This is a genomic window from Vibrio sp. QJM3NY_26 (assembly GCF_057786005.1).
On record NZ_CM173515.1, the window covers coordinates 1,680,205 to 1,700,728 of the forward strand.

At 42.7% G+C, this 20,524-nt stretch carries 23 protein-coding genes and 1 pseudogene; 18 read left to right on the forward strand and 6 right to left on the reverse strand.

Annotated features, from left to right (window positions below):
* Nucleotides 1–85: 85 nt before the first annotated feature.
* Nucleotides 86–817, forward strand: a complete 732-nt coding sequence (locus AC3CH4_RS07635; protein WP_488543582.1) for a glucose 1-dehydrogenase — start codon at nucleotides 86–88, stop codon at nucleotides 815–817.
* A gap of 93 nt (nucleotides 818–910) precedes the next feature.
* Nucleotides 911–1,543 carry a type B chloramphenicol O-acetyltransferase gene (gene catB / locus AC3CH4_RS07640; RefSeq protein WP_488543583.1) on the forward strand — a complete coding sequence of 211 codons (633 nt, stop codon included), beginning with the start codon at nucleotides 911–913 and terminating at the stop codon, nucleotides 1,541–1,543.
* Nucleotides 1,544–1,591: 48 nt separating this feature from the next.
* Here the strand turns inward: catB and AC3CH4_RS07645 are convergent, their stop codons facing one another.
* Together AC3CH4_RS07645 and AC3CH4_RS07650 are read right to left on the reverse strand one after the other, a co-directional pair.
* Nucleotides 1,592–2,770, reverse strand: a complete 1,179-nt coding sequence (locus tag AC3CH4_RS07645; RefSeq protein ID WP_341635099.1) for a BamA/TamA family outer membrane protein — start codon at nucleotides 2,768–2,770, stop codon at nucleotides 1,592–1,594.
* 118 nt (nucleotides 2,771–2,888) lie between these two features.
* A complete protein-coding gene (locus AC3CH4_RS07650) occupies nucleotides 2,889–3,254 on the reverse strand; it encodes a c-type cytochrome (protein WP_488543584.1) in 366 nt (121 codons plus the stop codon).
* Nucleotides 3,255–3,498: 244 nt separating this feature from the next.
* On the opposite strand from AC3CH4_RS07650, the gene AC3CH4_RS07655 reads away from it, so the two are divergent.
* From AC3CH4_RS07655 to AC3CH4_RS07665, 3 genes are read left to right on the forward strand one after another with little or no spacing between them, the layout of a single operon-like run.
* Nucleotides 3,499–3,750, forward strand: coding sequence for a Rho-binding antiterminator (locus AC3CH4_RS07655; protein WP_488543585.1), 252 nt, complete (start codon nucleotides 3,499–3,501; stop codon nucleotides 3,748–3,750).
* A gap of 8 nt (nucleotides 3,751–3,758) precedes the next feature.
* The gene (locus AC3CH4_RS07660) at nucleotides 3,759–3,992 is read left to right on the forward strand and encodes a hypothetical protein (RefSeq protein WP_135458402.1); all 234 of its coding nucleotides are present in this window, start codon (nucleotides 3,759–3,761) and stop codon (nucleotides 3,990–3,992) included.
* A 48-nt stretch (nucleotides 3,993–4,040) separates the two neighbouring features.
* On the forward strand, nucleotides 4,041–4,490 hold the full coding sequence (locus AC3CH4_RS07665) for a GyrI-like domain-containing protein (RefSeq protein ID WP_488543586.1): 450 nt from the start codon (nucleotides 4,041–4,043) through the stop codon (nucleotides 4,488–4,490).
* A gap of 224 nt (nucleotides 4,491–4,714) precedes the next feature.
* Here the strand turns inward: AC3CH4_RS07665 and AC3CH4_RS07670 are convergent, their stop codons facing one another.
* The gene (locus tag AC3CH4_RS07670; RefSeq protein WP_237290683.1) at nucleotides 4,715–5,305 is read right to left on the reverse strand and encodes a glutathione S-transferase; all 591 of its coding nucleotides are present in this window, start codon (nucleotides 5,303–5,305) and stop codon (nucleotides 4,715–4,717) included.
* Nucleotides 5,306–5,478: 173 nt separating this feature from the next.
* Between AC3CH4_RS07670 and AC3CH4_RS07675 the strand changes: the two genes are divergently transcribed.
* Nucleotides 5,479–7,734 (forward strand): peptidase U32 family protein, encoded by a 2,256-nt coding sequence (locus AC3CH4_RS07675; RefSeq protein ID WP_054546343.1) that lies wholly within the window; start codon nucleotides 5,479–5,481, stop codon nucleotides 7,732–7,734.
* Nucleotides 7,735–7,866: 132 nt separating this feature from the next.
* Here AC3CH4_RS07675 and AC3CH4_RS07680 read toward each other — a convergent pair whose 3' ends face one another.
* The gene (locus tag AC3CH4_RS07680; protein WP_192888667.1) at nucleotides 7,867–8,331 is read right to left on the reverse strand and encodes an acyl-CoA thioesterase; all 465 of its coding nucleotides are present in this window, start codon (nucleotides 8,329–8,331) and stop codon (nucleotides 7,867–7,869) included.
* 220 nt (nucleotides 8,332–8,551) lie between these two features.
* The gene (locus tag AC3CH4_RS07685) at nucleotides 8,552–10,375 is read right to left on the reverse strand and encodes an ABC transporter ATP-binding protein/permease (RefSeq protein ID WP_488543587.1); all 1,824 of its coding nucleotides are present in this window, start codon (nucleotides 10,373–10,375) and stop codon (nucleotides 8,552–8,554) included.
* Between the two features lie 576 nt (nucleotides 10,376–10,951).
* Between AC3CH4_RS07685 and artP the strand changes: the two genes are divergently transcribed.
* From artP to AC3CH4_RS07715, 6 genes are all read left to right on the forward strand, one after another.
* Nucleotides 10,952–11,680, forward strand: a complete 729-nt coding sequence (gene artP, locus AC3CH4_RS07690) for an arginine ABC transporter ATP-binding protein ArtP (protein WP_004733840.1) — start codon at nucleotides 10,952–10,954, stop codon at nucleotides 11,678–11,680.
* Between the two features lie 140 nt (nucleotides 11,681–11,820).
* Nucleotides 11,821–12,552, forward strand: a complete 732-nt coding sequence (locus AC3CH4_RS07695) for a lysine/arginine/ornithine ABC transporter substrate-binding protein (protein ID WP_004733839.1) — start codon at nucleotides 11,821–11,823, stop codon at nucleotides 12,550–12,552.
* A gap of 3 nt (nucleotides 12,553–12,555) precedes the next feature.
* Nucleotides 12,556–13,242 carry an arginine ABC transporter permease ArtQ gene (artQ, locus tag AC3CH4_RS07700; RefSeq protein WP_009846801.1) on the forward strand — a complete coding sequence of 229 codons (687 nt, stop codon included), beginning with the start codon at nucleotides 12,556–12,558 and terminating at the stop codon, nucleotides 13,240–13,242.
* Nucleotides 13,239–13,907, forward strand: a complete 669-nt coding sequence (gene artM, locus AC3CH4_RS07705) for an arginine ABC transporter permease ArtM (protein WP_488543588.1) — start codon at nucleotides 13,239–13,241, stop codon at nucleotides 13,905–13,907. Before artQ ends, artM begins: the two co-directional genes overlap by 4 nt.
* A 322-nt stretch (nucleotides 13,908–14,229) precedes the next feature.
* Nucleotides 14,230–15,876: an ATP-dependent nuclease gene (locus tag AC3CH4_RS07710; RefSeq protein ID WP_488543589.1), complete on the forward strand. Its 1,647-nt coding sequence runs from the start codon at nucleotides 14,230–14,232 to the stop codon at nucleotides 15,874–15,876.
* Nucleotides 15,877–15,980: 104 nt separating this feature from the next.
* Complete coding sequence (locus tag AC3CH4_RS07715) at nucleotides 15,981–16,889, forward strand: hypothetical protein (protein ID WP_488543590.1); 909 nt, start codon at nucleotides 15,981–15,983, stop codon at nucleotides 16,887–16,889.
* A 32-nt stretch (nucleotides 16,890–16,921) separates the two neighbouring features.
* Here the strand turns inward: AC3CH4_RS07715 and AC3CH4_RS07720 are convergent.
* Nucleotides 16,922–17,257, reverse strand: a pseudogene (locus AC3CH4_RS07720) (IS110 family transposase); the annotation flags it as partial.
* Nucleotides 17,258–17,423: 166 nt separating this feature from the next.
* Here AC3CH4_RS07720 and AC3CH4_RS07725 point away from each other — a divergent pair.
* From AC3CH4_RS07725 to AC3CH4_RS07750, 6 genes are all read left to right on the forward strand, one after another.
* Nucleotides 17,424–17,762: a hypothetical protein gene (locus AC3CH4_RS07725; RefSeq protein WP_488543591.1), complete on the forward strand. Its 339-nt coding sequence runs from the start codon at nucleotides 17,424–17,426 to the stop codon at nucleotides 17,760–17,762.
* Nucleotides 17,763–17,901: 139 nt separating this feature from the next.
* Entirely contained in the window at nucleotides 17,902–18,450 is a 549-nt protein-coding gene (locus tag AC3CH4_RS07730) for a GNAT family N-acetyltransferase (protein WP_488543630.1), read from the forward strand.
* A gap of 184 nt (nucleotides 18,451–18,634) precedes the next feature.
* Complete coding sequence (locus AC3CH4_RS07735; protein WP_488543592.1) at nucleotides 18,635–19,087, forward strand: hypothetical protein; 453 nt, start codon at nucleotides 18,635–18,637, stop codon at nucleotides 19,085–19,087.
* A gap of 104 nt (nucleotides 19,088–19,191) precedes the next feature.
* Entirely contained in the window at nucleotides 19,192–19,596 is a 405-nt protein-coding gene (locus tag AC3CH4_RS07740; RefSeq protein WP_488543593.1) for a DUF1801 domain-containing protein, read from the forward strand.
* 209 nt (nucleotides 19,597–19,805) lie between these two features.
* Nucleotides 19,806–20,087, forward strand: coding sequence for a hypothetical protein (locus AC3CH4_RS07745; protein ID WP_086049389.1), 282 nt, complete (start codon nucleotides 19,806–19,808; stop codon nucleotides 20,085–20,087).
* An 88-nt stretch (nucleotides 20,088–20,175) separates the two neighbouring features.
* Entirely contained in the window at nucleotides 20,176–20,508 is a 333-nt protein-coding gene (locus tag AC3CH4_RS07750; RefSeq protein WP_488543594.1) for a YnfA family protein, read from the forward strand.
* Nucleotides 20,509–20,524: the final 16 nt, after the last annotated feature.

Below are 20,524 nucleotides of genomic sequence, written 5' to 3' on the forward strand. Positions count from 1 at the left end.
TGTATCGATACGATCAGTTTGTAACGAACAATCAGGTGCATCTAACAATCAGATTATAACAAACAAGTGGCATTAGGAGGTTTCATTGAGCAAGGTAGTGATTGTAACAGGCGGAAGCCGAGGCATTGGCGCAGCGACGTCTAAATTGTTGGCCAGTAAAGGCTATGCCGTATGCGTTAACTTTATACACAATGAGTCGCGAGCTGAAGATCTAGTGAACGAGATTCGCGAACAAGGCGGAACCGCGATAAGCGTGCGTGCGGATGTGTCTGTTGAATCGGACGTGAAATCCTTATTCGAGATTGCTCGTAACAAGCTAGGTCCAGTGACTCACTTGGTCAATAATGCCGGGATCTTGTTTACCCAGTCACCATTGGTTGATATCGAATTGGATCGCTTTGAGAAGGTGATGAAATCGAATGTATCAAGCTGTTTCCTGTGCAGTAAAGCCTTTATCAAACAAGCGGACGGTGCAGGTTCTATTGTGAATGTCTCATCTGCTGCTTCTCGCACAGGAGCGCCGTTTGAATATGTCGATTATGCAGCATCGAAAGGCGCGATGGACTCACTGACTAAAGGCTTATCGCTTGAACTTGCTTCACGCAATATCCGAGTCAATGGCGTAAGGCCAGGCTGTATCTACACCGAAATGCACGCTGACGGCGGAGAACCAGGGCGAGTAGACAGACTAGCTTCGCAGTTACCATTACAACGAGGTGGCACGCCAGAAGAGGTGGCTAACTCTATCGCGTGGTTACTGTCAGACGAAGCTTCGTATGTAACCGGCTCGTTTATTGATATTGCGGGCGGGCGATAGGGCGCGTTAGCCTTTACACTCAGATAAACCAGTAAAAACCATAAACGCGCAACAAAAGTACCTAACTAAAAGAACGAAACTAAGAGTACAAACATGAAAAACTATTTTGAAAGTCCGTTTGTCGGAAAGTCACTCAAAGAACAAGTGACCAACCCAAACATCATCGTGGGCGAGCACAGCTATTACTCGGGTTACTACCATAACCACAGTTTTGATGACTGTGCGCGTTATTTATTACCGGATAGAACCGACATCGATAAGCTGATCATCGGTAGCTATTGCTCGATTGGTTCTGGCGCCGTATTTATGATGGCGGGCAACCAAGGCCACCAAAATCAGTGGGTGAGTACCTTCCCGTTCTTCTATCAAGACGACGAGAAATTTGAAGATGCGATAGACGGCTTCGAACGCTCTGGTGATACCTTGATTGGTAACGATGTGTGGATTGGCACAGAAGCCATGATCATGAGTGGTGTTAAGGTCGGTGACGGAGCCATTATCGCAAGTCGAGCGGTTGTGACTAAAGACGTTGCACCATACTCGATTGTCGGTTCAAACCCTGCGCGTCACATCCGTTATCGTTTCAATGAAACTGAAATTGCTCAGTTGTTAGAAATGAAATGGTGGGAGTGGAGCGAAGAACAAATCAAAGGCGCGATGCCATTGATGTGTTCTTCAGATATCGACGGTTTGTACCAATATTGGAAAGCGTTCGCGCAATCTTAAATTCAGGCTCGCTGAAATTACAAGTGCGCCTAAATAAACGCACGTGAGCTAGATACCTGCGCCAACTTGAAAATAGAGCGCGGTATCTTCTTCACTGAACGCGAGGTCAATTCCCGAAATTAAACCATAGCGTCTTGCGATCAGGTAACGGAAACCGACGCCGTAAGCAGCGTGAGAGCTTTGATCAAACATGTCTTTATCGCTGTCACCCGCATAGCCAATTCCCGTAAACACCGCGGTTGACCAACGTGGTGTCCATTGTTTGCTTACTTGAACTTCTGCCGCGACGGTGTGTTCACCTTGATAGCGATTGCGGGCGATACCTCTCAGTTCAATGTCTGGGTAATATTGAGGAGAAAGCACTCGTTCATTGGTCGACAATGATTTGTACTGCCCTCGCAATGCTAGGTTCCACTCCTTGTTTAACTCCCAATAATTCAGTCCTTCCAAATTAAACGTTTGATAGGTGTAATCACTGCCAATCGCATCACCAAACCAAAGGTATTCCGCGACATAGTTGTAGCCTTGCGTGGGATTGAGAAAGCTGTTCTTGCTGTCGTATTCAGCGATTAAACCCAAACCGGAAGAGGTCGGTGACGTATTGCCAATGTTGTTTAAGATTTCTTGCGCTTTAGGATGATTATTAAGTGAAAGAGTGGGTGCGAAGAATTGCTGAGAAAACCCCAGTAACCATTGGGAGTCGGGTACTCTAAATTGGAGTTTCTGTATCCCGCCCATGCCCTTGAGTCCTAGCTCAACACCTTCGTTTGGATCGAGTGGAGACAAGGCGTTCGGAGAGCTTTGTCTATAAAAGGTCATGTTGATATCGCCATAACCTAATCCACCAAGGTAGCGTATTGAGTCCTCATTCCAACTGCGCTTGTGGCCAACAAACGCCATCCAAGTGCCATTCTCTGTCGCAAAGCCGCCAATCGCAGTGATTGCAGGGGTGAGAAGCTGTGCGCCACCATCGATGGATTTTTCAGCGAGTTCTTTACGCGTGTTTTTTTGCTCTTCAGATTCGTGCATGAAGATACCGGTGAAGCCGCCACCGTATCCTACCGCAGGCTCTGTAATTAGAATTGGCACAGGAAGAAAACCGTAGGCATTTTCTGCGAGGTATTCTCCCATATCGAGTTGGCCATCAATTTCATCGATAAAGCTGACGGCGTGTGTTGTCGTAGAAAATAGCACTAAAGAACTGATGGCTAAGGGTTTGAGAGTCATAACATTCCATATTATTCACTATCCATTAAATTGAGTGTAATCAATCAAATAGATAGCGCAATAGAACGAGGAGTATTAACCGATATATCGGTTCAAAAGGCGAATGGAACAGCGTTTACTATTGGATAGCTTCTACGTACGTCAGAATATCCAGAGCATTTTGCTTGGTAATTATACCTTTCCACGCTGGCATACCTTGTTCTACGTTACCCTCTAAAATGTCATCCGCCACAGAACTTGGACTGGTAAAAAAGCCGCCTAGTTTATTAGCGATATTAGCGGGCTTGTGTGGCAATGAAGCGGCAGTGGGGCCATCACCGTGACCCTTGTCACCATGACACACCTGACAAAGCTGTCGGTATTTGGTTTTACCATTGGCGAAGTGGCTCGCATCGATTTCTGAGGCGGCACTCGCATTAAACGCCATTATTGAAGCGACTAAACCTAAGAAAGCTAACACGTGTAAATGGTCTATGGTTTTCATTGTTTTGCTCTCGATTATTATTTAACAACGAAAGAATAAGCAGTCGCGAGTAGAAGAAACGTGAATAGGTAAAGCGGGATTAAGCTAAGTTTACAAGTAAGTTTAGAAGTAGCTTTAGACGTACATTTAGAAACAAGTTTAGTTGCGGACGAACATCAATGTGATTTGGGTAAATGATTGATTATATGCATATTGCATAGTATGGCGTGTCGCATTAGCGTGGTGGATGAATTGGAGGGGTATTATGATTAGTTGCAACGATTACGATTATATTGAGATTGTGTGTATGCACCGATACCCAATCAAATTAACGCTGAAGTCTGGCGAGCAGATTGAATGTGTCGGATTAGATACTCAACGCAATGACAGCCGTGAAGAGTGCATTAAGGTCAATATTCAAGGTGCAGAACAACTTGTCGTACTCACTGATCTTTCCACACTAGAAGTCTGTATCGACAATCCTCATTTTCAGCAGGTTTCATTCAAAACGTCATAGGCTTTCAAATGAATAACACCATAGAACAATGCTATTGCACCGCGTGCCGAGAAGACACACAACACGTTGTTGTGTTGGTCAGAAAGACGAGTGCGTTTGCAGACAAACCTAACCAAAAGCGACACGAGTTTTGGGCGGGAGTGGTTAAAGGTTGGTTCCTTGGCCCGTTTATCGCGTCAATGGATGAGTTTTCTCGTCACCTTGTGTGTGAGAAGTGCGGCCATAAAGTGATTGAAGACTAAGTATTGATTTAATATGCTGAAACTAACGTTGGCTAGGAATGAAAACGAATGAAAGTAGAAACGATTGAAGCCGTCAAGGCGTATGGGTTTTCAGTAAGAACCACTAATACCGATGAGATTGACCCAGCTAAAGCGAAAATAGGTCAACTATGGCAAGGGTTTTTCGACCAAGCTTTTCCTAAACTGACACCAGATTCAAAGGTGTATGGTGTCTACACCAATTACGAATCGGATTTTACTGGTGAGTTTGATGTTATCGCGTGTACCAATGCACTAACGGATAACAATTTAGATGACCTAGTTGAAACCGAAATTGAAGCCGGTAAGTACCTAACGTTCTCCGCTGACGGTGAATTGCCGCAAGCGGTTATCGATTTATGGGGCGAAGTATGGGCGTATTTCAATGCGCAGGATTGTCCACATACTCGAACCTACACGACGGATTTTGAATTCTACAAAGGCGAAACCGAAGTCGAGATTTCGATAGCGATTCAGTGATCAGTTTAAGATAAACAAAAGGCTTAACTTAGACTCTAACATCCGGTAAAAGGACTGCAGTATCCAGTTAAGAGACAGTAGTTATCGGTAAAGAGACTGCGAAAAACCAGTTAAGCCTTTGAATATCTGTTCATTCCAAATAAGATACAGTGTCACGTAATTACCTTAATACTTACGCTTTATCTAACCCTGAATTCCCCTAGAGCACCCCAAATACCCTTAAGTCACCCAAAAACACAATCTTGCTTGGTTTCATTCCACAAAGGGTATTGCTTCATGACTTGGGTGTAGAGCTTACTTTCCAAGTGCGCTCTTAACCAACGTCCTACGTTTTGGTACTCAGATTGTACAAACCACTTCTTTTCGACTCGTACAAACTGGCTGACAAAAGGCATCACGGCAAAGTCGGCTAAGCTTGGGGTTTCTCCGAAAAAGTAGGGCTGTTCGGTGAGTAACGTTTCTAGCTGACTAATGAACGCTTCGCAGGCTTGTCGACGTAGTTCAACATCGATGTTTCGATAACGAACAGACGCTCTGTACTTTTCTAAGTGGCCAATAAAATCTTCATCGTTGATTTTGATGAGCTGGTGGACTTGTTGGCTAAGTGTTGGATTACTTGAACGAAGAAGATCTTGAGGATCGTTTTGCTGAAGTGCCCAGTTCATCACATCCAAGCTCTGCTCAATGATTTGTCCATCTGGCAACACCAATACCGGAACGGTACCTTTTGGCGAACTGGCCAATAGTTCGCTAGGCTTGTCTTTGGTAACGATTTCTCGAAGTAACACTTTTTGCTGTGATAGTGCGATGCCCATTCGTCCGCGCATGGCGTAAGGGCAGCGACGTAAAGAATAAAGGATAGGTAAATCGGATTCGTTTGGCATTATTGAGGTCATTTAGTTTGAAAAGTGTTGTTAGGTGGTAAAGAGATCGTGATGTAGGTAGAATACGCGGCTTAAAAATTATAAGTAAGTGAGCGACTTCAAAAATGAGCAGAAAGATTGAGTTATTAGCCCCAGGTGGCGATGTAGAGGCGATTAAAGCAGCTATCGTAGCGGGTGCTAATGCGGTTTATTGCGGTTTAGACACCTTCAACGCTCGTAACAGAGCCTCTAACCTATCGTTAGATGAGTTGAATGGTGTGATTCGCCTTGCTCATGAATACGGTTGTGAAGTGTTTCTGACTCTTAACGTTGTGCTGCTGGAGCATGAAATTAAGAGCATCACTAAACTCTTGAACCAACTTGTGAACACTAAGCTTGATGGCATCATCGTTCAAGATCTTGGTTTGTTCGATTTAGTGAAAAAGCATTTCCCATCGTTAGATGTTCACGCATCGACTCAGTTAACGACACACAACGAAGGCCAGATTAAGTTCTTGTCTAAAATTGGCGCAACACGCGTTAACTTGTCTCGTGAATTGAACCTGCCAGAAATCAAAATGCTGACGGAAGTGGCACACGACCACGATGTTCTAACCGAAGTGTTTGTACATGGCGCTTTGTGTATCGCATTCTCTGGCCAATGTTACTCAAGCTCAGTAAGTGTGGGTAACTCAGGTAACCGTGGCCGTTGTAGCCAAGCATGTCGTGATGAATACGAAATCACTGATGCAGGAAACAAGTTCCCACTGAACCTGAAAGATAACTCTGCTTACTACGACTTACCTGAATTGGTTGACGCGAAAGTCGACTCATTGAAAGTTGAAGGCCGTATCAAAGGCGCACACTACGTATACACAGTGGTTGATACGTGGCGCAAACAAATTGATAGCTTTGTAGAAAGTGGTTTGTTGATCGAAGACGATTCAAACCTGCACAAAGTATTCAACCGTGATTTCACTAACTCTTTCCTTAAGGGCAACCTAACGAAAGACATGTTCATTGATAATCCTCGTGACAACAGCATGAACTACGCCGTTGATAAAGCGACGAAAGAGAACAATGAAATCTCAGTGGTACAAATTCAAGAAGTGACCAGCGATCTTTATGAAGCGAAAAATGCCCTAGGCAGTGAAATGCGCGACAAGATCGAGTTCCTTGATATTCGTAAAACACCCGTGTCATTGTCGTTTAGCGCTAAGGTGGGTCAACCATTTACGGTGACAGTGAACACACCAAAAGAAAACTTTACGGTTCAATCTCAATCGTTATTGGCAACAGCTAAAGAGACTGCGATTACTCAGGCGTTACTTGAGAAGCGTTTCAAATCAGTGAAGAGTGCGGTTCATACGCTAGAAAACTGTAACTACGACAACTTAGATGAAGGTCTGATTCTTCCTTTGAAAGAAGTGTCGGTCTTAAAAGACGAAATCGATTTCATCTTAAACGGTTCTGTGAAAGTGATTAAGCACGTTGAAGTGCCAGCACTGCCTCAGCAACCAAAGGTTAACGAGAAACCAACCATGTCGATGCTTATCGCTGATGTGGAAGACTTGCACCTGTGTGACGTAACCGACGCGGATGTTTACTTCAAACTGCCTGAAAGCTTCAAGAAGCGTTGTAACAAGTACATCGACATCTTGGCAGCAAACCCACGTTTGATTCCTTGGTTCCCAGCAGTATTGATCGGTAAAGATTACGACGAAGCGGTTCGTATTCTTGAAGAGATCAAGCCAGCTCGCATCGTGACCAACAATACGGGTATTGCTTACAAAGCTTACGAGATGGGAATTGAGTGGGTTGCAGGCCCGTTCATGAACACGACCAACTCTCACGCACTGGTTACGCTGAAAGAAGAGCTGAACTGTGCTGGTGCTTTCATTTCGAACGAGATCAACAAAGGTCAGATTCGTCATATTCGTCGCCCTGAGAACTTCAAACTGTTCTACAGCATCTACCACCCAATCTTGATGATGACTAGCCGTCAGTGTTTCTTCCAAAGAACCGTTGGTTGTAACAAGCCAAGCATCGAAGCAGGTTGTATGTTGAAGTGTGAGAAAGCGACCACGATTACCAACGTGAAAGGCATCTCTTTCGCGGTTGATAAACAGAAGGGTGGCTACCCAAGCATTTACAACCACGAGCAGTTCTTAAACCATGATGCGGTAACGGATTTCTCGGGTCTGTTCGACGAGTTCTTCATTGACCTGACCAACATCGGCGCGGGTTCGAAAGAAGTACAAGACAAAGTAGAGCTGATTAAGCACTTCCAAGGTTTGATTGACGGCGTTGATGGCTCACAACAGAACCTAGAGCAGATGGTTGAAGTTCGAACTAATGCTCAATACGTCCAAGGCTTATAGGGTTCAAAAACTATAAGCTCCAACGTCTATAGCCAAAAGCTTATAAGCCCAGAAGACCAAACAAAAAGCCACTCAATCGAGTGGCTTTTTAATGTCTGAAACTTTCTGAGTCTTTCTCAATCAGCGAACACGTTATTCCGTTACGACTTCCTGTTTGAAGCATGGGCTCTTTAACGTGTTCATCTTTTCAATTTCGTTGGTTAAGCGTAGCGAGAGCAGGGCTTTTTGGTTTGAAGCAAAATCAAACATCACGATAGTCGCGGTGCCTATGGTCGTCAGTTTCTGCTGAGTTTTACTGACAATCGCGTATTCCATGGTGAATCGGTCATCTTGAATATCAGTGACACGAGAGCCAATCATCAACGTATCTGGATACGTGACTGGGCGGAAATACTTACAGTAAGTGTCACCAAGAACAGGGCCAACTTTGGTAATCGCCATCTCTTCCATCAGCTCAACGTGCTTGAAAAAATCTAAGCGAGCGGTTTCGAAATAGCGAAAATATACGGCGTTGTTAACGTGATTGAGTGCGTCCATTTCTCCCCAAGCGACAGGGATTTCTGTTACTACCGGGTAGTCAGATAATAGTGCTTCCATGCGAACTCTCTTATTGTTATCTGTGTAGTTAATGTTATCTGGGTAATTAATGTTATCGGCTTATCCTTCATCGGGATAAGTTGTTATTGGAATAAAAACCCTACCGCTAAATTAACAAAACTGCAACACGTGTGATTTAAGTTTTTGAAGCTTGAAACCACACAATGTCAGTGACTTAGTCTTTCATTACTTAATGACTTAAACGCTTTTGCTCTATAACTTAGCTACTCAGGTGTTTGAATTGCAGTTCAACTAGGCGTTGGTACAATTCGCAGCTATTGATGAGAGACTGGTGGTCGCCGATGTCTACTAGCTGTCCTTTATCGAGCACCGCAATCTGGTCGGCGTGTTTAATTGTTGATAATCGATGGGCGATAATGATAGTCGTTCTACCACGCATTAACTCTTCTAATGCTTGCTGAACGTGATGCTCACTTTCGCTGTCTAGCGCACTGGTTGCTTCATCTAACAATAGAATATTCGGATCTTTTAGGATGGCACGAGCGATGGCAATGCGTTGTCTTTGTCCGCCAGACAATCTCACGCCACGTTCACCAAGAAAGCTGTGATAGCCTTCAGGCAAGTTCTGAATGAACTCGTGCGCGTGCGCTTTTTTCGCCGCTTCGATCACTTGCTCGTCCGTTGCTTCTGGGTTTCCGTATCGGATGTTATGGAACACATCGTTACTGAACAGAGCAGGCTGCTGAGGAACTAACGCCATCTGCTTTCTTAGCTCATTTGGATCAAACTGATTCAGTTCAACACCGCCTAATGTTACTTTACCTACCTGTGGGTCGTAGAAACGTTGCAGCAGTTCAAATAGGGTGGTTTTACCTGCACCTGACGGGCCAACCAATGCCAACACTTTACCTTCATGAGCCGTTAGCGTGAGGTTGCTTGTTGCGGGCTGGTCAGGTCTTGAAGGGTAACAGAAGGTCACATCATCAAAAGCGACTTCTGGTGTCACGTTATCTAGTGATGTTGGGTTTTCTACAGGCGCAACAATATGGCTTTCAACCTGTAGAATTTCGATTAATCGCTCGGTCGCACCTGCCGCGCGTTGCAGTTCACCCATCACTTCAGAAATGGTACCTAATGACGAAGCGACCATAATGGCATAGAAGACAAACGCCGCTAAGTCACCCGCTGACATGGTGCCGTTGATGACATCACTGCCGCCAACCCACAGCATCCCTGATATTGCGCTGAACACGATAACAATCACACCAGAGATAAGGATCGCGCGCTGTTTTACACGCTGGCGACCAATCTCATAAGCCTTTTCCACTTCAACAGCGAATGACGCTTTCTCTTGCTCTTCTCGGCTGTAGCTTTGCACCGTTTTAATGTGCTCAATTGCCTCACCTGCGTAAGACCCCACATCAGACATCGAATCTTGGCTTTGGCGAGATAGGGCTCTTACACGACGCCCGTACACAAGGATCGGAATCAAGATAAACGGCACCGACGCCAATACAATCAACGTCAGCTTAATATTGGTCGCGAACAGCATGATGATTGCACCAATACACATCAACGCGCTGCGCATCGCCATAGAGAACGATGAACCAATGATGCTTTGAAGCAGAGTGGTATCCGTTGTGATACGCGACATGATGTCACCACTGCCATTGGTCTCGAAATAACTCGGGTGCAGCGTCACGACATGATTGAAAACCGATAACCGAATATCCGCACTCACGCGTTCCCCAACAGAAGAAACCAAATAGAAGCGGAAGAAAGTACCAATCGAGATCAACACGACCACGACCATGATGAATTGAATCGCGCTGCCTAAATCTGAGAGTGATTGTTGGCTAAAACCTTGGTCGATAAGAAGGCGAATACCGTGTCCGACTGAAAGGGTTAAGCTCGCCGTGAAGATCAACGCGATCAACGCAGCAATAACACGACCTTTATAAGGCTGAATGAATTTACTCAGCTCGAACAGAATACTGAGGCTTTTTTTCTCAGGTTTGGGTTCTGGCGCTTTTTGAGTCGATCGCTGAGTTGAGTCGAGCGTAGAAGAGACATCGTTTTGCATATGACTGCCTTAATGTGTTGTCGCTTTAAAAATAGATGGCTTGTTGCTTGTTGCTTGTTGCTTATGGCTAATTGCTTATGGTTTATGACTTATTGCCTGTACTGCGCTTTTTTCGCTGAGAAGTAATTGTTGTTGAGAATAGAACCCATTAAAGCATTTATTGCGCTGTGACGCTCCCTAGGAAACTCAATTTCCAATATTTCCTCCCCACGAAGTGAATAATTCGAAACAACCTTAAAGGAAAACTAAGCATTCTGATCCAGTCAGTTCGATAGGAAAGCAGGGTATTTAACCCTAATTTTTATGCAAGTAAATTATCATTAATAGGAGAGTGTGTTCATAAACTAGCAATCGAGCAATGATTTATAAATTGATAGAAAAACGTTTGCTTTTTATCTCGATATTAACTTTATCAATGACTTGCAATTTTTGGTTGTAAGACCAGTTATAGCGACTGTTTTTTGTGCAATATTTGTTACAAAAATTCAACAAAGTAGTTTTTTATACATTTTTCTTGCATAAAACCTCGGATTGAATAGAATAACCAACAAATGACAATTAATGCAGTATTGTGGCATGAGTATTCAAGTAAAGAGCATCAACAAATCATACGGTGATACCCAAGTTCTTCATGACATCAGCTTCGACTGTGAGAGTGGCGAAACCTTGGTATTGCTTGGCCCAAGCGGCGCTGGCAAGAGTTCACTACTGCGTGTTTTGAACCTGCTAGAAATTGCGGACAACGGCGAATTAGACATTGCTAACGAGCAATTCGATTTTGCTGGCCAGATCCAAGAGAAGCAAGGGCTTAAACTTCGTCGTAAAGTCGGCATGGTGTTCCAGCAATACAACTTATGGCCACACATGACGGTGATGGAAAACTTGATTGAAGCACCAACGAAAGTTGCGGGTTTGGATAAGCAAGAGGCGATTAAGCAAGCTCAAGAAGTACTAAAGACACTTCAACTTGCAGACAAAGCCGACGCTTGGCCACTTCAACTGTCTGGCGGTCAACAACAGCGTGTTGCGATTGCACGCGCGCTGATGATGAAACCGGATGTGTTGTTGTTTGATGAGCCAACAGCGGCGCTTGATCCTGAGATCACCAACCAAGTCGTGAGCATTATTAAAGAATTGAGCGGAACGGGCATTACCCAAGTAGTCGTGACGCACGAAGTCGATTTCGCGAAGAAGATTGCTAGCCACGTTCTTTACCTCGAAAAAGGTTACATCGTTGAACACGGCACCAGCGATTCATTCGTTAATCCGCAGACGCCAGAGTTTGCCGAGTATTTGACTCACTAGGTTAGTTGACTCATTAAATCTGAGTTAACGCATAAGATTCACGTAACTCTCTAGATTTAGCTAAACACAACATCGATTAAAACAAATCAAATTATAAGAATGGCCACAGGCCGCTATCAAACAGTATTCGGAGTAACAAAATGAAAAAGATTCTACTAGCTTCACTTATCGGCCTTGCTTCTTTCAACGCAGCGGCGCAAGAAGAAATCAAATTCGCAATGGAAGCAACTTACGCACCATTCGAATACATGGATGAGAACAACCAAATTCAAGGTTTTGACGTAGACTTAGCAAACGCACTTTGTGAAGAGCTGAAAGCAACGTGTACTTTCCACAACCAAGCATTCGATAGCTTGATCCCTGCACTTAAATTCAAACGTTACGATGCAGCTATTTCAGCAATGGACATCACTGAAGCGCGTCTTAAACAAGTGAACTTCTCTAACGCATACTACGACAACTCTGCAGCATTCATCTCTTTCGAAGGCAAAGTAGCAGACCAAGCAGCACTAGAAGGTAAGCGTGTTGGTGTTCAAAACGGTTCTACTCACCAGAGCTTCCTACTTGAGCAAATGACTGGCGTAACAGCGGTACCTTACTCAAGCTACCAAGATGCATTCATCGACATGAAAAACGGTCGTATCGATTCTGTATTCGGTGACACAGCCGTTGTAGCAGAATGGTTCAAGAAAGAAGACAACCTAACGTACGTTGGCGACCAAGTAACAAACCAAGAGTACTTCGGTAACGGCTTTGGTATCGCAGTAAACAAGAGCAACCAAGAACTTGTAGACCAGCTTAACGTTGCACTTGCAGCAGTGAAAGCGAACGGCGAATACGACAAGATCTTCAACAAGTACTTCGGTAAGTAATTTATGGAATTAACGGGTTACTCTTTAGGGCTCGTCGAAGCAAGCTGGATGACAGTTCAGCTTGCGTTCGTAAGCCTATTGGTTGGATTGGTTCTAGCAGTTTTGTTTGCAAGTGGTGAGATGTCTCGTCGTATTGCAATCAAATGGCCAACGACTGCATTTGTGACGATTGTTCGTGGTTTACCAGAAATTCTGGTCGTACTGTTTATCTACTTTGGTTCGACACAAGTTCTGTTCATGATCACTGGCGACTTCATAGAAGTGAGCCCGTTCTTATCTGGTGTTGTTGCACTGTCACTTATTTTTGCTTCTTACGCTTCACAAACCATTCGTGGTGCGTTGAAAGCAGTAAGCAAAGGGCAGAGAGAAGCAGCAAGTGCGCTTGGTATTTCGCAATCTCGTGCGTTCTTCAGAGTCGTATTGCCACAAGCAGTAAGACACGCGCTACCAGGTTTAACCAACCAATGGTTAGTGTTATTGAAAGATACTGCACTGGTTTCATTGATTGGCGTAACCGATCTATTGAAACAAGCGCAATTAACATCGGCAGCTACGCATGAAGCATTCACTTGGTACGCCACAGCAGCTGCAATCTACTTGGTCATCACTTTAATCACACAAAGATTAGTAAAAGTGATTGATGGTAAGTTTTCTATTCAAGGTTTGGGTAACAAAGGGGCAATGGCATGAATCAACAATACCTCTCTCAAATGCTTGAAGGCTTAGTGACCAGCCTTCAACTCACAGGCGCTTCATTGTTTGTTGGTTGTATCTTGTCGTTGCTGATGACGGTAACGCTAATCCTAAGAATACCAGCGATTCACTGGTTAACACGTGGCGTCATCACGCTGTTTACCGGCACACCATTGCTGGTTCAGATCTTCTTGGTGTATTACGGCCCGGGTCAATTCGATTGGATTCGTGAAAGCTTCCTATGGACTTGGTTAAGACAACCTTGGTTCTGTGCAATGTTAGCGTTGGCTTTGAATACCGCGGCATACAGCACGCTACTGTTCAGAGGCGCATTCAACGCCATTCCAGCAGGGCAGTGGGAAGCATGTCGCGCATTAGGCATGGACAAAATCGCAACGCTTAAAGTGTTACTGCCATACGCTCTTCGTCGCGCCGTACCAGCTTACTCGAACGAAGTGATTCTCGTCTTCAAAGGCACGTCACTGGCAAGCACCATCACCATCATGGATTTGATGGGCTACGCTCAGCGTATCAACGGCCAAACCTACGACACACTCACCGTGTTCGGCATTGCTGGCGCATTCTACCTAGCAGTGAATGGTGTATTAACACTGATCTTCCGTCAGGTAGAGAAGAAGGCCCTCGCATTCGAAGCGGCATAAGCTAGCAATTCACAAGGTTAACTAACGTATAAAGCCTGCCATTTATGTTCGCATAGATGGCAGGCTTTTTTGTGTTTGGGGTATTAGTGGGAATACTGTGGTTACATGCAGTTCAGGAGGGTTTCGCTAAAATCATACTATATGGAAATATTCTGAATCTTATCATTCAATGAGCTTATCTATGTTTTAAGTCACTGAAATACTGTAATTAATCGTGTTAGAGTGCTGTCCATATGAAACTAGATAGGGGAGTTCTGTATTTAAGTGCAGAATTTTCTGTCTAAGAACTGTTAGGCCACCTGAGTCACCACGGAGAGTTAGCATGAAGTTATCTGCACTATTAATTGAAAATTTTAAAGGAATTAATGATGAAGTTAAGATTATCATCGACAATATCGTTGTTTTAATTGGACCCAATAATAGCTGTAAATCAACTGTATTAGATGCATATGAAGCATACGTTTCAATGGGAAGTGCGCTAACAATAGATCACTTTCATGAAAGGAATGATGCCAAACCCATTTGTATTACAGGTGTTTTTACCGGTCTTTCTCAAGATGACATAGATGCTTTAGGGCAAGAGTGGCATTTAATAGCAGATCCTGATTTTGGAGATTGTGCCAAATTTCAAATTAGATGGGATAAGCCTGATGATAAAGGTACAAAATTCAGCTTCAGTAATCTAACATCTGGTTGGAAAAAAGGTGGTGCAGGTGGGTGGAATACCATACTACAAAGTCGTTTACCTATTCCAATTAGAGTTAACCCCAATGATGGCTACGACGCTCTTGAAAAGGTAGTTAAAGAACTAGCATCAAAAAATGCAGCAAAAAAATTAAAAGATGACAAGAGTAAAGTTGCAGGAATTGTTGCTGAAATAGAAAAGCTAGCTAAAGAAGTTGAAGCTGAAATTTCAGGCGATATCAACCAATTAAATGGAAAAATTGAAACCGAAATAAATAAATTATTTAGTGGTGTAAAAGTTGGTTTTGAAACAGGAGTAGGAAAATTTAAAGCCGAAGATGCAATTAAAGATGGCAGTAAGTTTTATATCGAATCCAATGGACATTCCGCTGCATTAGCTCATCAAGGGACAGGAATTCAAAGAGCATTTCTATGGTCTGCAATTAATGCATTATGCAGTGAAGGAAAGTTCAAGAAAGGTACGAAAGTAATAGGTAACGAAGCACCTAAAGTTTTGCTTTTAGATGAACCAGAAATTAACTTGCACCCATCAATTATTAAAGCTGCAAGAAAAGCAATTTATGCATTAGCAGAAGTAGAAGGCTGGCAAGTGATATGCACAACACATTCACCTCTATTTATCGATTTAACCCAAGATCACACGACCCTTATTAAGGTTTCTAACACAGCTTCGGGTATATATTATTTCCAAACGGATAAAGCACAATTTAGCCCGAAGGAAAAAGATAATCTTAAAATGCTAAATCGCTGTTGCCCGACAGTCAACGAATTTTTCTTTTATGATAACTCAATACTTGTTGAAGGAGATACTGAATATTTGGCTTATCAACATATTATTGAGGGCAGTAAATTTGAAGGTTCTCACTGTGTAATTAATTGCCGAGGGAAAGCAAACATCCCAACTTTCATCAAAATATTTGATCAGTTTCAAGCATCTGCAATAGCGGTACATGATCTTGATACCAAACTGCGAAAAGATGGTGGCAAAAATGGCATGTGGACTATCAATTTGAACATTAGAGATGCCGCAGATAATACGAATGGCAGAGTTAAAACTGTTGTTCACAACCCTGATTTTGAAGGGTTTTATCTTGATGAGGCACCAGTTAAAGACAAACCATATAATCTGTTTACACATATCACAGATCCTGATTTTGAGACCGCAGATAAATATAAAAATTTAAGGGAGTCATTAACTGCCATAGATGACGGAACTCATGTCGGTTTATATAGCACTCAAGCTGAACTGGAAGCTATGGTCTAACAAGTTGCTTAAACGGAACTAAAACAGTTGGTCATCGCTTCGCGATTATAACCAACCATTTTAGTCCGCTTAGCAAGACGTTATAAATACAATAAGGGAGCACTATGTATTCAAAAGATATACCTTTCGATGTTTTCCGCGAAAACGGTGAAAAAGTCCTAGCTGAATATAATGAAGCATTGGAGTGGATGAAAGGTTTAGGCTTACCTGCTATTGAATCTAGATTAGGCAAGTATAAGATAATTGTAGAAAATTTTGGTGAAAATCTAGATTTAACAAAGGACGATATAGCTTCAGAGCAACTTTTTCACGAATTTTTGAATGCTCAAATGGAGATAGCCGAAACAATCAGAGTCTTTAATTCGTTATCGAATCGAGATTTTGATGAATTCTCCCAACAACTAAAAAAAGTAACATCTGGGCAACCTTTTAGGAACGCCTCTAAGTCAGACCCATCAAGAGATTTCTTATTTGAGTTGACAATGGCATCTCGCTTTATCGTTGGTGGTTTTGAAGTCCAATTAAATCAAATTGCAGATATTGTTGCTGTTAAAGATGGTTTACCTAAATTATTCCTAGAGTGTAAGAGAATTAAGTCAGAGAAAAGAATTCAAGATAATGTTAAGAAAGCAAATGAGCAATTAAAGAAGAGGATCTCCGCAGACAAATCGAAGCGATGTCGAGGTTTAGCAGCTTTAAACGTAAACGACTTAATAAACCCTGAAAATGATATGATAATCGTTGAAGACGTAAATGACTTACAAAGGCTTAGCTCTAGTTCGCTAGTGAATTTCGTTACTAAAAATGAGCGAAATTTAGAATCGAAAAAAACAAATAAGCATTTGGGTATTTTAGTTGAAGCAACGATGCAAGGTTATATTATCGAGTCTGGAGTCCACTCTACGATAAATTGTCGAGGTGCGAAGCTATACCAATATAACAATAGTAATGCGGATAGCCTTACGTTGAGTAAAGTTGGGGAACTGATATCTAACCAGAACATAACGCGCTAAGTATTTATAACAAACGACTATGGCGTCAATGATTAGTTTTTGGCTTTACTTTCATTCCACATGGCGCCATCTTTCAGCATAGAGTTTAGGGTCACAACCATCTTTCGAACACACGTAATTATTGCGACTTTCTTAGGCTTTTCGGCAGCTAAAAGTCGAGCATAAGTCTCTATGAATACGGGGGTAAATTGCATGGCTGACATCATTGCCATATATAACACAGTGCGTACTTGCGCTCGACCGCCTTGGATCACGCGCTTACCTTTGTAGTCAGCGATTGGAGCAACACCAATGAGCGGCATATTTGCTATTGTAGTCAGCAGTTTAGAGCGGGTTACTGACTTATGAAGTATTACATTACCATTTTGGTCTACTGCATGAAGGCTAAAGTGGTTTTTAGCTAGGTCAATACCGTAAAATAGGAATCATCAGACATGGCGCCACCGATGCATTTAAGTACCACATAAGTGTGGTAGATACTCGGAAGGGGAAATCCATGTCATTCGTTATGTGTCTATAGGTCTCAGAGGGAATATGTTTAAATTCGTAAGGTTGATAGTGCTATCAAATTTATTAGCACTACTAATTGTGGTTACTTTCGAGTATTTCACAGGCTATTTGAAACTATCATTTTCTAGTGATTATGCGTTCTATTCAATGCTAATCCTTCTTGCTCTGGGTTCACTTTTGTCTTTTTCTGGTCATAAGGTCGGATATAGTGACCCTAGTAACATAGCTGGCGTTTCTGCTAGTTCGCTAATTGAAAACGAGTCTCCTAAATCAACCATTGTGACAAAATTAGAGAGTACGTCTGTTGGGAACAGCTTATTGATCGCTAGTTTGTTCCCACTACTTTATTGCCTGCTATCGTAGCCATCACCTAACAAATTGTTCGACTGTTGGGTCACGTAAACTCTTAGAGGGAACACCAGCGATTTGATGAGTCAGGTTCATGAACAATATGGATTATTGGGTATTATGGCTATACATCACGATGAAAAAGGAATTTTCGATGTTTAAAATTGAGACAAAGCGGCTGATTATTAGGGATATGAATCCTAACGATGAAAATGCTTTCGTGGCGATGTCTCAAGACGCTAAATATCAGCGTTTCTATGATGAAAGTGACTGTGACCCTGTTAAATATAAAGAGTTAACCAACTTGTTTATAGCTCAGGCTTCTGAAGAACCAAGGAAATCATATCAACTCGCTGTTGAAGACAAGAGCACTGGCCAGTTCATTGGCACTGTTTGTTTGCGTCTAGAAGACAATCAGCAAGCTTCAATGGGATGTGCGTTTTCAAGATTATCTCAAGGTAATAAGTTAAGCCATGAAGCGGCTCTTGCTTTGGCTGATTTTGGTTTTTCAACATTGGGCGTACACCGCATTTATGCAGAGACAATCAGTAAGAATTTACCTGCCATTAAGCTCTGTAAGTCTTTAGGTATGCGCCAAGAAGCACATTTTAGAGAGCATCGCTTTTTCAAAGCGCGGTGGTGGGATACCGTCGTTCTGGCTGTCCTGCGAACAGAATGGGTCAAGGCATTGCCAAGTGGCTAATGTAGATTCGATGTGCTTTATAAACAAGGCTTCGATGCAGAACGAGGTTATTCTGCTTTGATACTTTGGTTAGGTAGTATCAAGGTAACGCTACTTGGTTTTGGGGAATCTACTTTCATTACTTGCTACGATTATTTAGAAAGGCCGCAGTAAGATAACTGTTGGCTAGGTAATTGGTTGTTCGTTGTCTATAGGAGTTATAACTGTGTTTTATAGTAAGGAATACAACAAGGGGTTGCTGCTGATCCTTGTTTCGATAAGTGCTTTCATTGTCGTTACGTCTGATAATAACTCCGGAACATTAATCGCTCACGCCATCAACGGGTTAATTGCTTTGCTCTTTTTCTCCATGACAATTGAGGTCAAAGGCAATGCATTGAGTTGGTACTTTGGTTTTGGTTTTTGGCGTAAGAATGTTGAAGTGTCAGACATCACGGAGACATCGTTTTATCAAAGCAAGTGGTATCAAGGTATTGGCATCCGCATGTTGAGCGATGGTTGGTTGTATAATGCATCGGTAGGTTCAGCGCTGAAGTTAAGTTTAAGCAATGGAAAGCATGTTTACATTGGTTGTAAGGATGCTGACGGTTTAAAGGCGTCCTTGAAAGCTGCTAACGAACAGATCACTCAAAAGTGATTTACGAGGCTTGGCACTTTTCGTTTAAAGTTGGACTATTGTTTAAGGCCGTATGGTTTAAGTTAGCGGCACTTTAATATCGCAACAAGTCAATCGGAGGTTCGATGGACAAAGCAATCAAAACACATTTCGATGAGTACCCTGATGATGTTCGAGTTCGGCTTGAAGAGTTACGGTCGTTAATCTTTGAGCTTTCCTCTGATTTAGGCTTAGGTGACGTCGAAGAGTCTCTGAAATGGGGCGAGCCAAGTTACAGCGTTAGGACGGGCAGCCCAATTCGAATCGACTGGAAATTGAAATCGCCAAGCAACTATTACTTGTTCTTTAACTGTCAAACGAAGCTAGTCGACACATTCAGAGAATTGCACGACGGCACGCTGGCGTTTCAAGGTAATAGGGCAATCGTATTGAACTTAACTGAACCACTTCCAAAGGTACCAATTAAGCAGTGCTTAAAGCTGGCCTTAACTTATCAACAGCGAAAGCATCTACCGCTTCTTGGCGCGTAATTGTTACGTGCTGTCATCATATTTCTTAAACCAGTTTTCTGTGCTCTAGTTATCATTTTTGGGGTCGTTCAAACTGCACCATCCTGATTAATATCAAGACGCTAGAGGAATTGCCATAACAAACGCTGATTGTATTGCTTACCGTGTAAAAAGGTGTTTTAGTCACTTTGTATATCAAGTCGTGTATTTCAGCCTTAAAAGGAAGTTGTATGAATTTAGATAAAGCTAAAAAACGCATCGCAAAGCAGGTCAAAAAAGGCGACAACGGATACCCAAAAATCACGTTAGCGTATTACGGAGCAACCAAAGATCTCGCTACGGAAGTTGCGGTTCAATTTATGTTGGGTGAGAGCGATGGTGTTCAAGAAGAGCGTTTCTCTTGCGAAACAGAAATTCGAGATAATGAGCTAATCCAAACAACGTTACTCAAGATAATCGAGCGCGCAAATGTTAACTCAGTGATTGAAGTTGAAGGCGTGACGGTTCTTTAGTTATGAATATCTAGCTTTGATTCTGAGTCTCTGTTTTAAGGCAATTCTTATTTCTGTTAGCTTGATTAGTAAATCGGTAAGGTAAGTTGTGATTGAGTTTAAAACTGTCGGTCTTTTTGTAATTACGGCGGTCGCTGAGATTGTAGGGTGTTATCTACCTTATCTTTGGTTAAGAGAAGACAAGAGCATTTGGTTATTGATTCCTGCTGCGATAAGCCTCGCGTTATTTGCTTGGTTATTGACGCTTCATCCTACCGCGACAGGGCGTGTTTATGCGGCCTATGGCGGTGTGTATATTTCTGTTGCCCTGATATGGCTGTGGCTTGTTGATGGCGAAAAGCCGACAACGTGGGATCTGGTCGGTGGATCAGTTGCACTACTCGGTATGGCGATTATTATGTTTGGCCCCCGAAACGCGTAACTCATGTATTGAATTG

Coding starts and splice junctions, on each gene's coding strand:
- catB (WP_488543583.1), top strand. CDS start 911: ATGAAAAACTATTTTGAAAGTCCGTTTGTCGGAAAGTCACTCAAAGAA.
- AC3CH4_RS07645 (WP_341635099.1), bottom strand. CDS start 2,770: ATGACTCTCAAACCCTTAGCCATCAGTTCTTTAGTGCTATTTTCTACG.
- AC3CH4_RS07650 (WP_488543584.1), bottom strand. CDS start 3,254: ATGAAAACCATAGACCATTTACACGTGTTAGCTTTCTTAGGTTTAGTC.
- AC3CH4_RS07655 (WP_488543585.1), top strand. CDS start 3,499: ATGATTAGTTGCAACGATTACGATTATATTGAGATTGTGTGTATGCAC.
- AC3CH4_RS07660 (WP_135458402.1), top strand. CDS start 3,759: ATGAATAACACCATAGAACAATGCTATTGCACCGCGTGCCGAGAAGAC.
- AC3CH4_RS07665 (WP_488543586.1), top strand. CDS start 4,041: ATGAAAGTAGAAACGATTGAAGCCGTCAAGGCGTATGGGTTTTCAGTA.
- AC3CH4_RS07670 (WP_237290683.1), bottom strand. CDS start 5,305: ATGGGCATCGCACTATCACAGCAAAAAGTGTTACTTCGAGAAATCGTT.
- AC3CH4_RS07675 (WP_054546343.1), top strand. CDS start 5,479: ATGAGCAGAAAGATTGAGTTATTAGCCCCAGGTGGCGATGTAGAGGCG.
- AC3CH4_RS07680 (WP_192888667.1), bottom strand. CDS start 8,331: ATGGAAGCACTATTATCTGACTACCCGGTAGTAACAGAAATCCCTGTC.
- AC3CH4_RS07685 (WP_488543587.1), bottom strand. CDS start 10,375: ATGCAAAACGATGTCTCTTCTACGCTCGACTCAACTCAGCGATCGACT.
- artP (WP_004733840.1), top strand. CDS start 10,952: ATGAGTATTCAAGTAAAGAGCATCAACAAATCATACGGTGATACCCAA.
- AC3CH4_RS07695 (WP_004733839.1), top strand. CDS start 11,821: ATGAAAAAGATTCTACTAGCTTCACTTATCGGCCTTGCTTCTTTCAAC.
- artQ (WP_009846801.1), top strand. CDS start 12,556: ATGGAATTAACGGGTTACTCTTTAGGGCTCGTCGAAGCAAGCTGGATG.
- artM (WP_488543588.1), top strand. CDS start 13,239: ATGAATCAACAATACCTCTCTCAAATGCTTGAAGGCTTAGTGACCAGC.
- AC3CH4_RS07710 (WP_488543589.1), top strand. CDS start 14,230: ATGAAGTTATCTGCACTATTAATTGAAAATTTTAAAGGAATTAATGAT.
- AC3CH4_RS07715 (WP_488543590.1), top strand. CDS start 15,981: ATGTATTCAAAAGATATACCTTTCGATGTTTTCCGCGAAAACGGTGAA.
- AC3CH4_RS07725 (WP_488543591.1), top strand. CDS start 17,424: ATGTTTAAATTCGTAAGGTTGATAGTGCTATCAAATTTATTAGCACTA.
- AC3CH4_RS07730 (WP_488543630.1), top strand. CDS start 17,902: ATGTTTAAAATTGAGACAAAGCGGCTGATTATTAGGGATATGAATCCT.
- AC3CH4_RS07740 (WP_488543593.1), top strand. CDS start 19,192: ATGGACAAAGCAATCAAAACACATTTCGATGAGTACCCTGATGATGTT.
- AC3CH4_RS07745 (WP_086049389.1), top strand. CDS start 19,806: ATGAATTTAGATAAAGCTAAAAAACGCATCGCAAAGCAGGTCAAAAAA.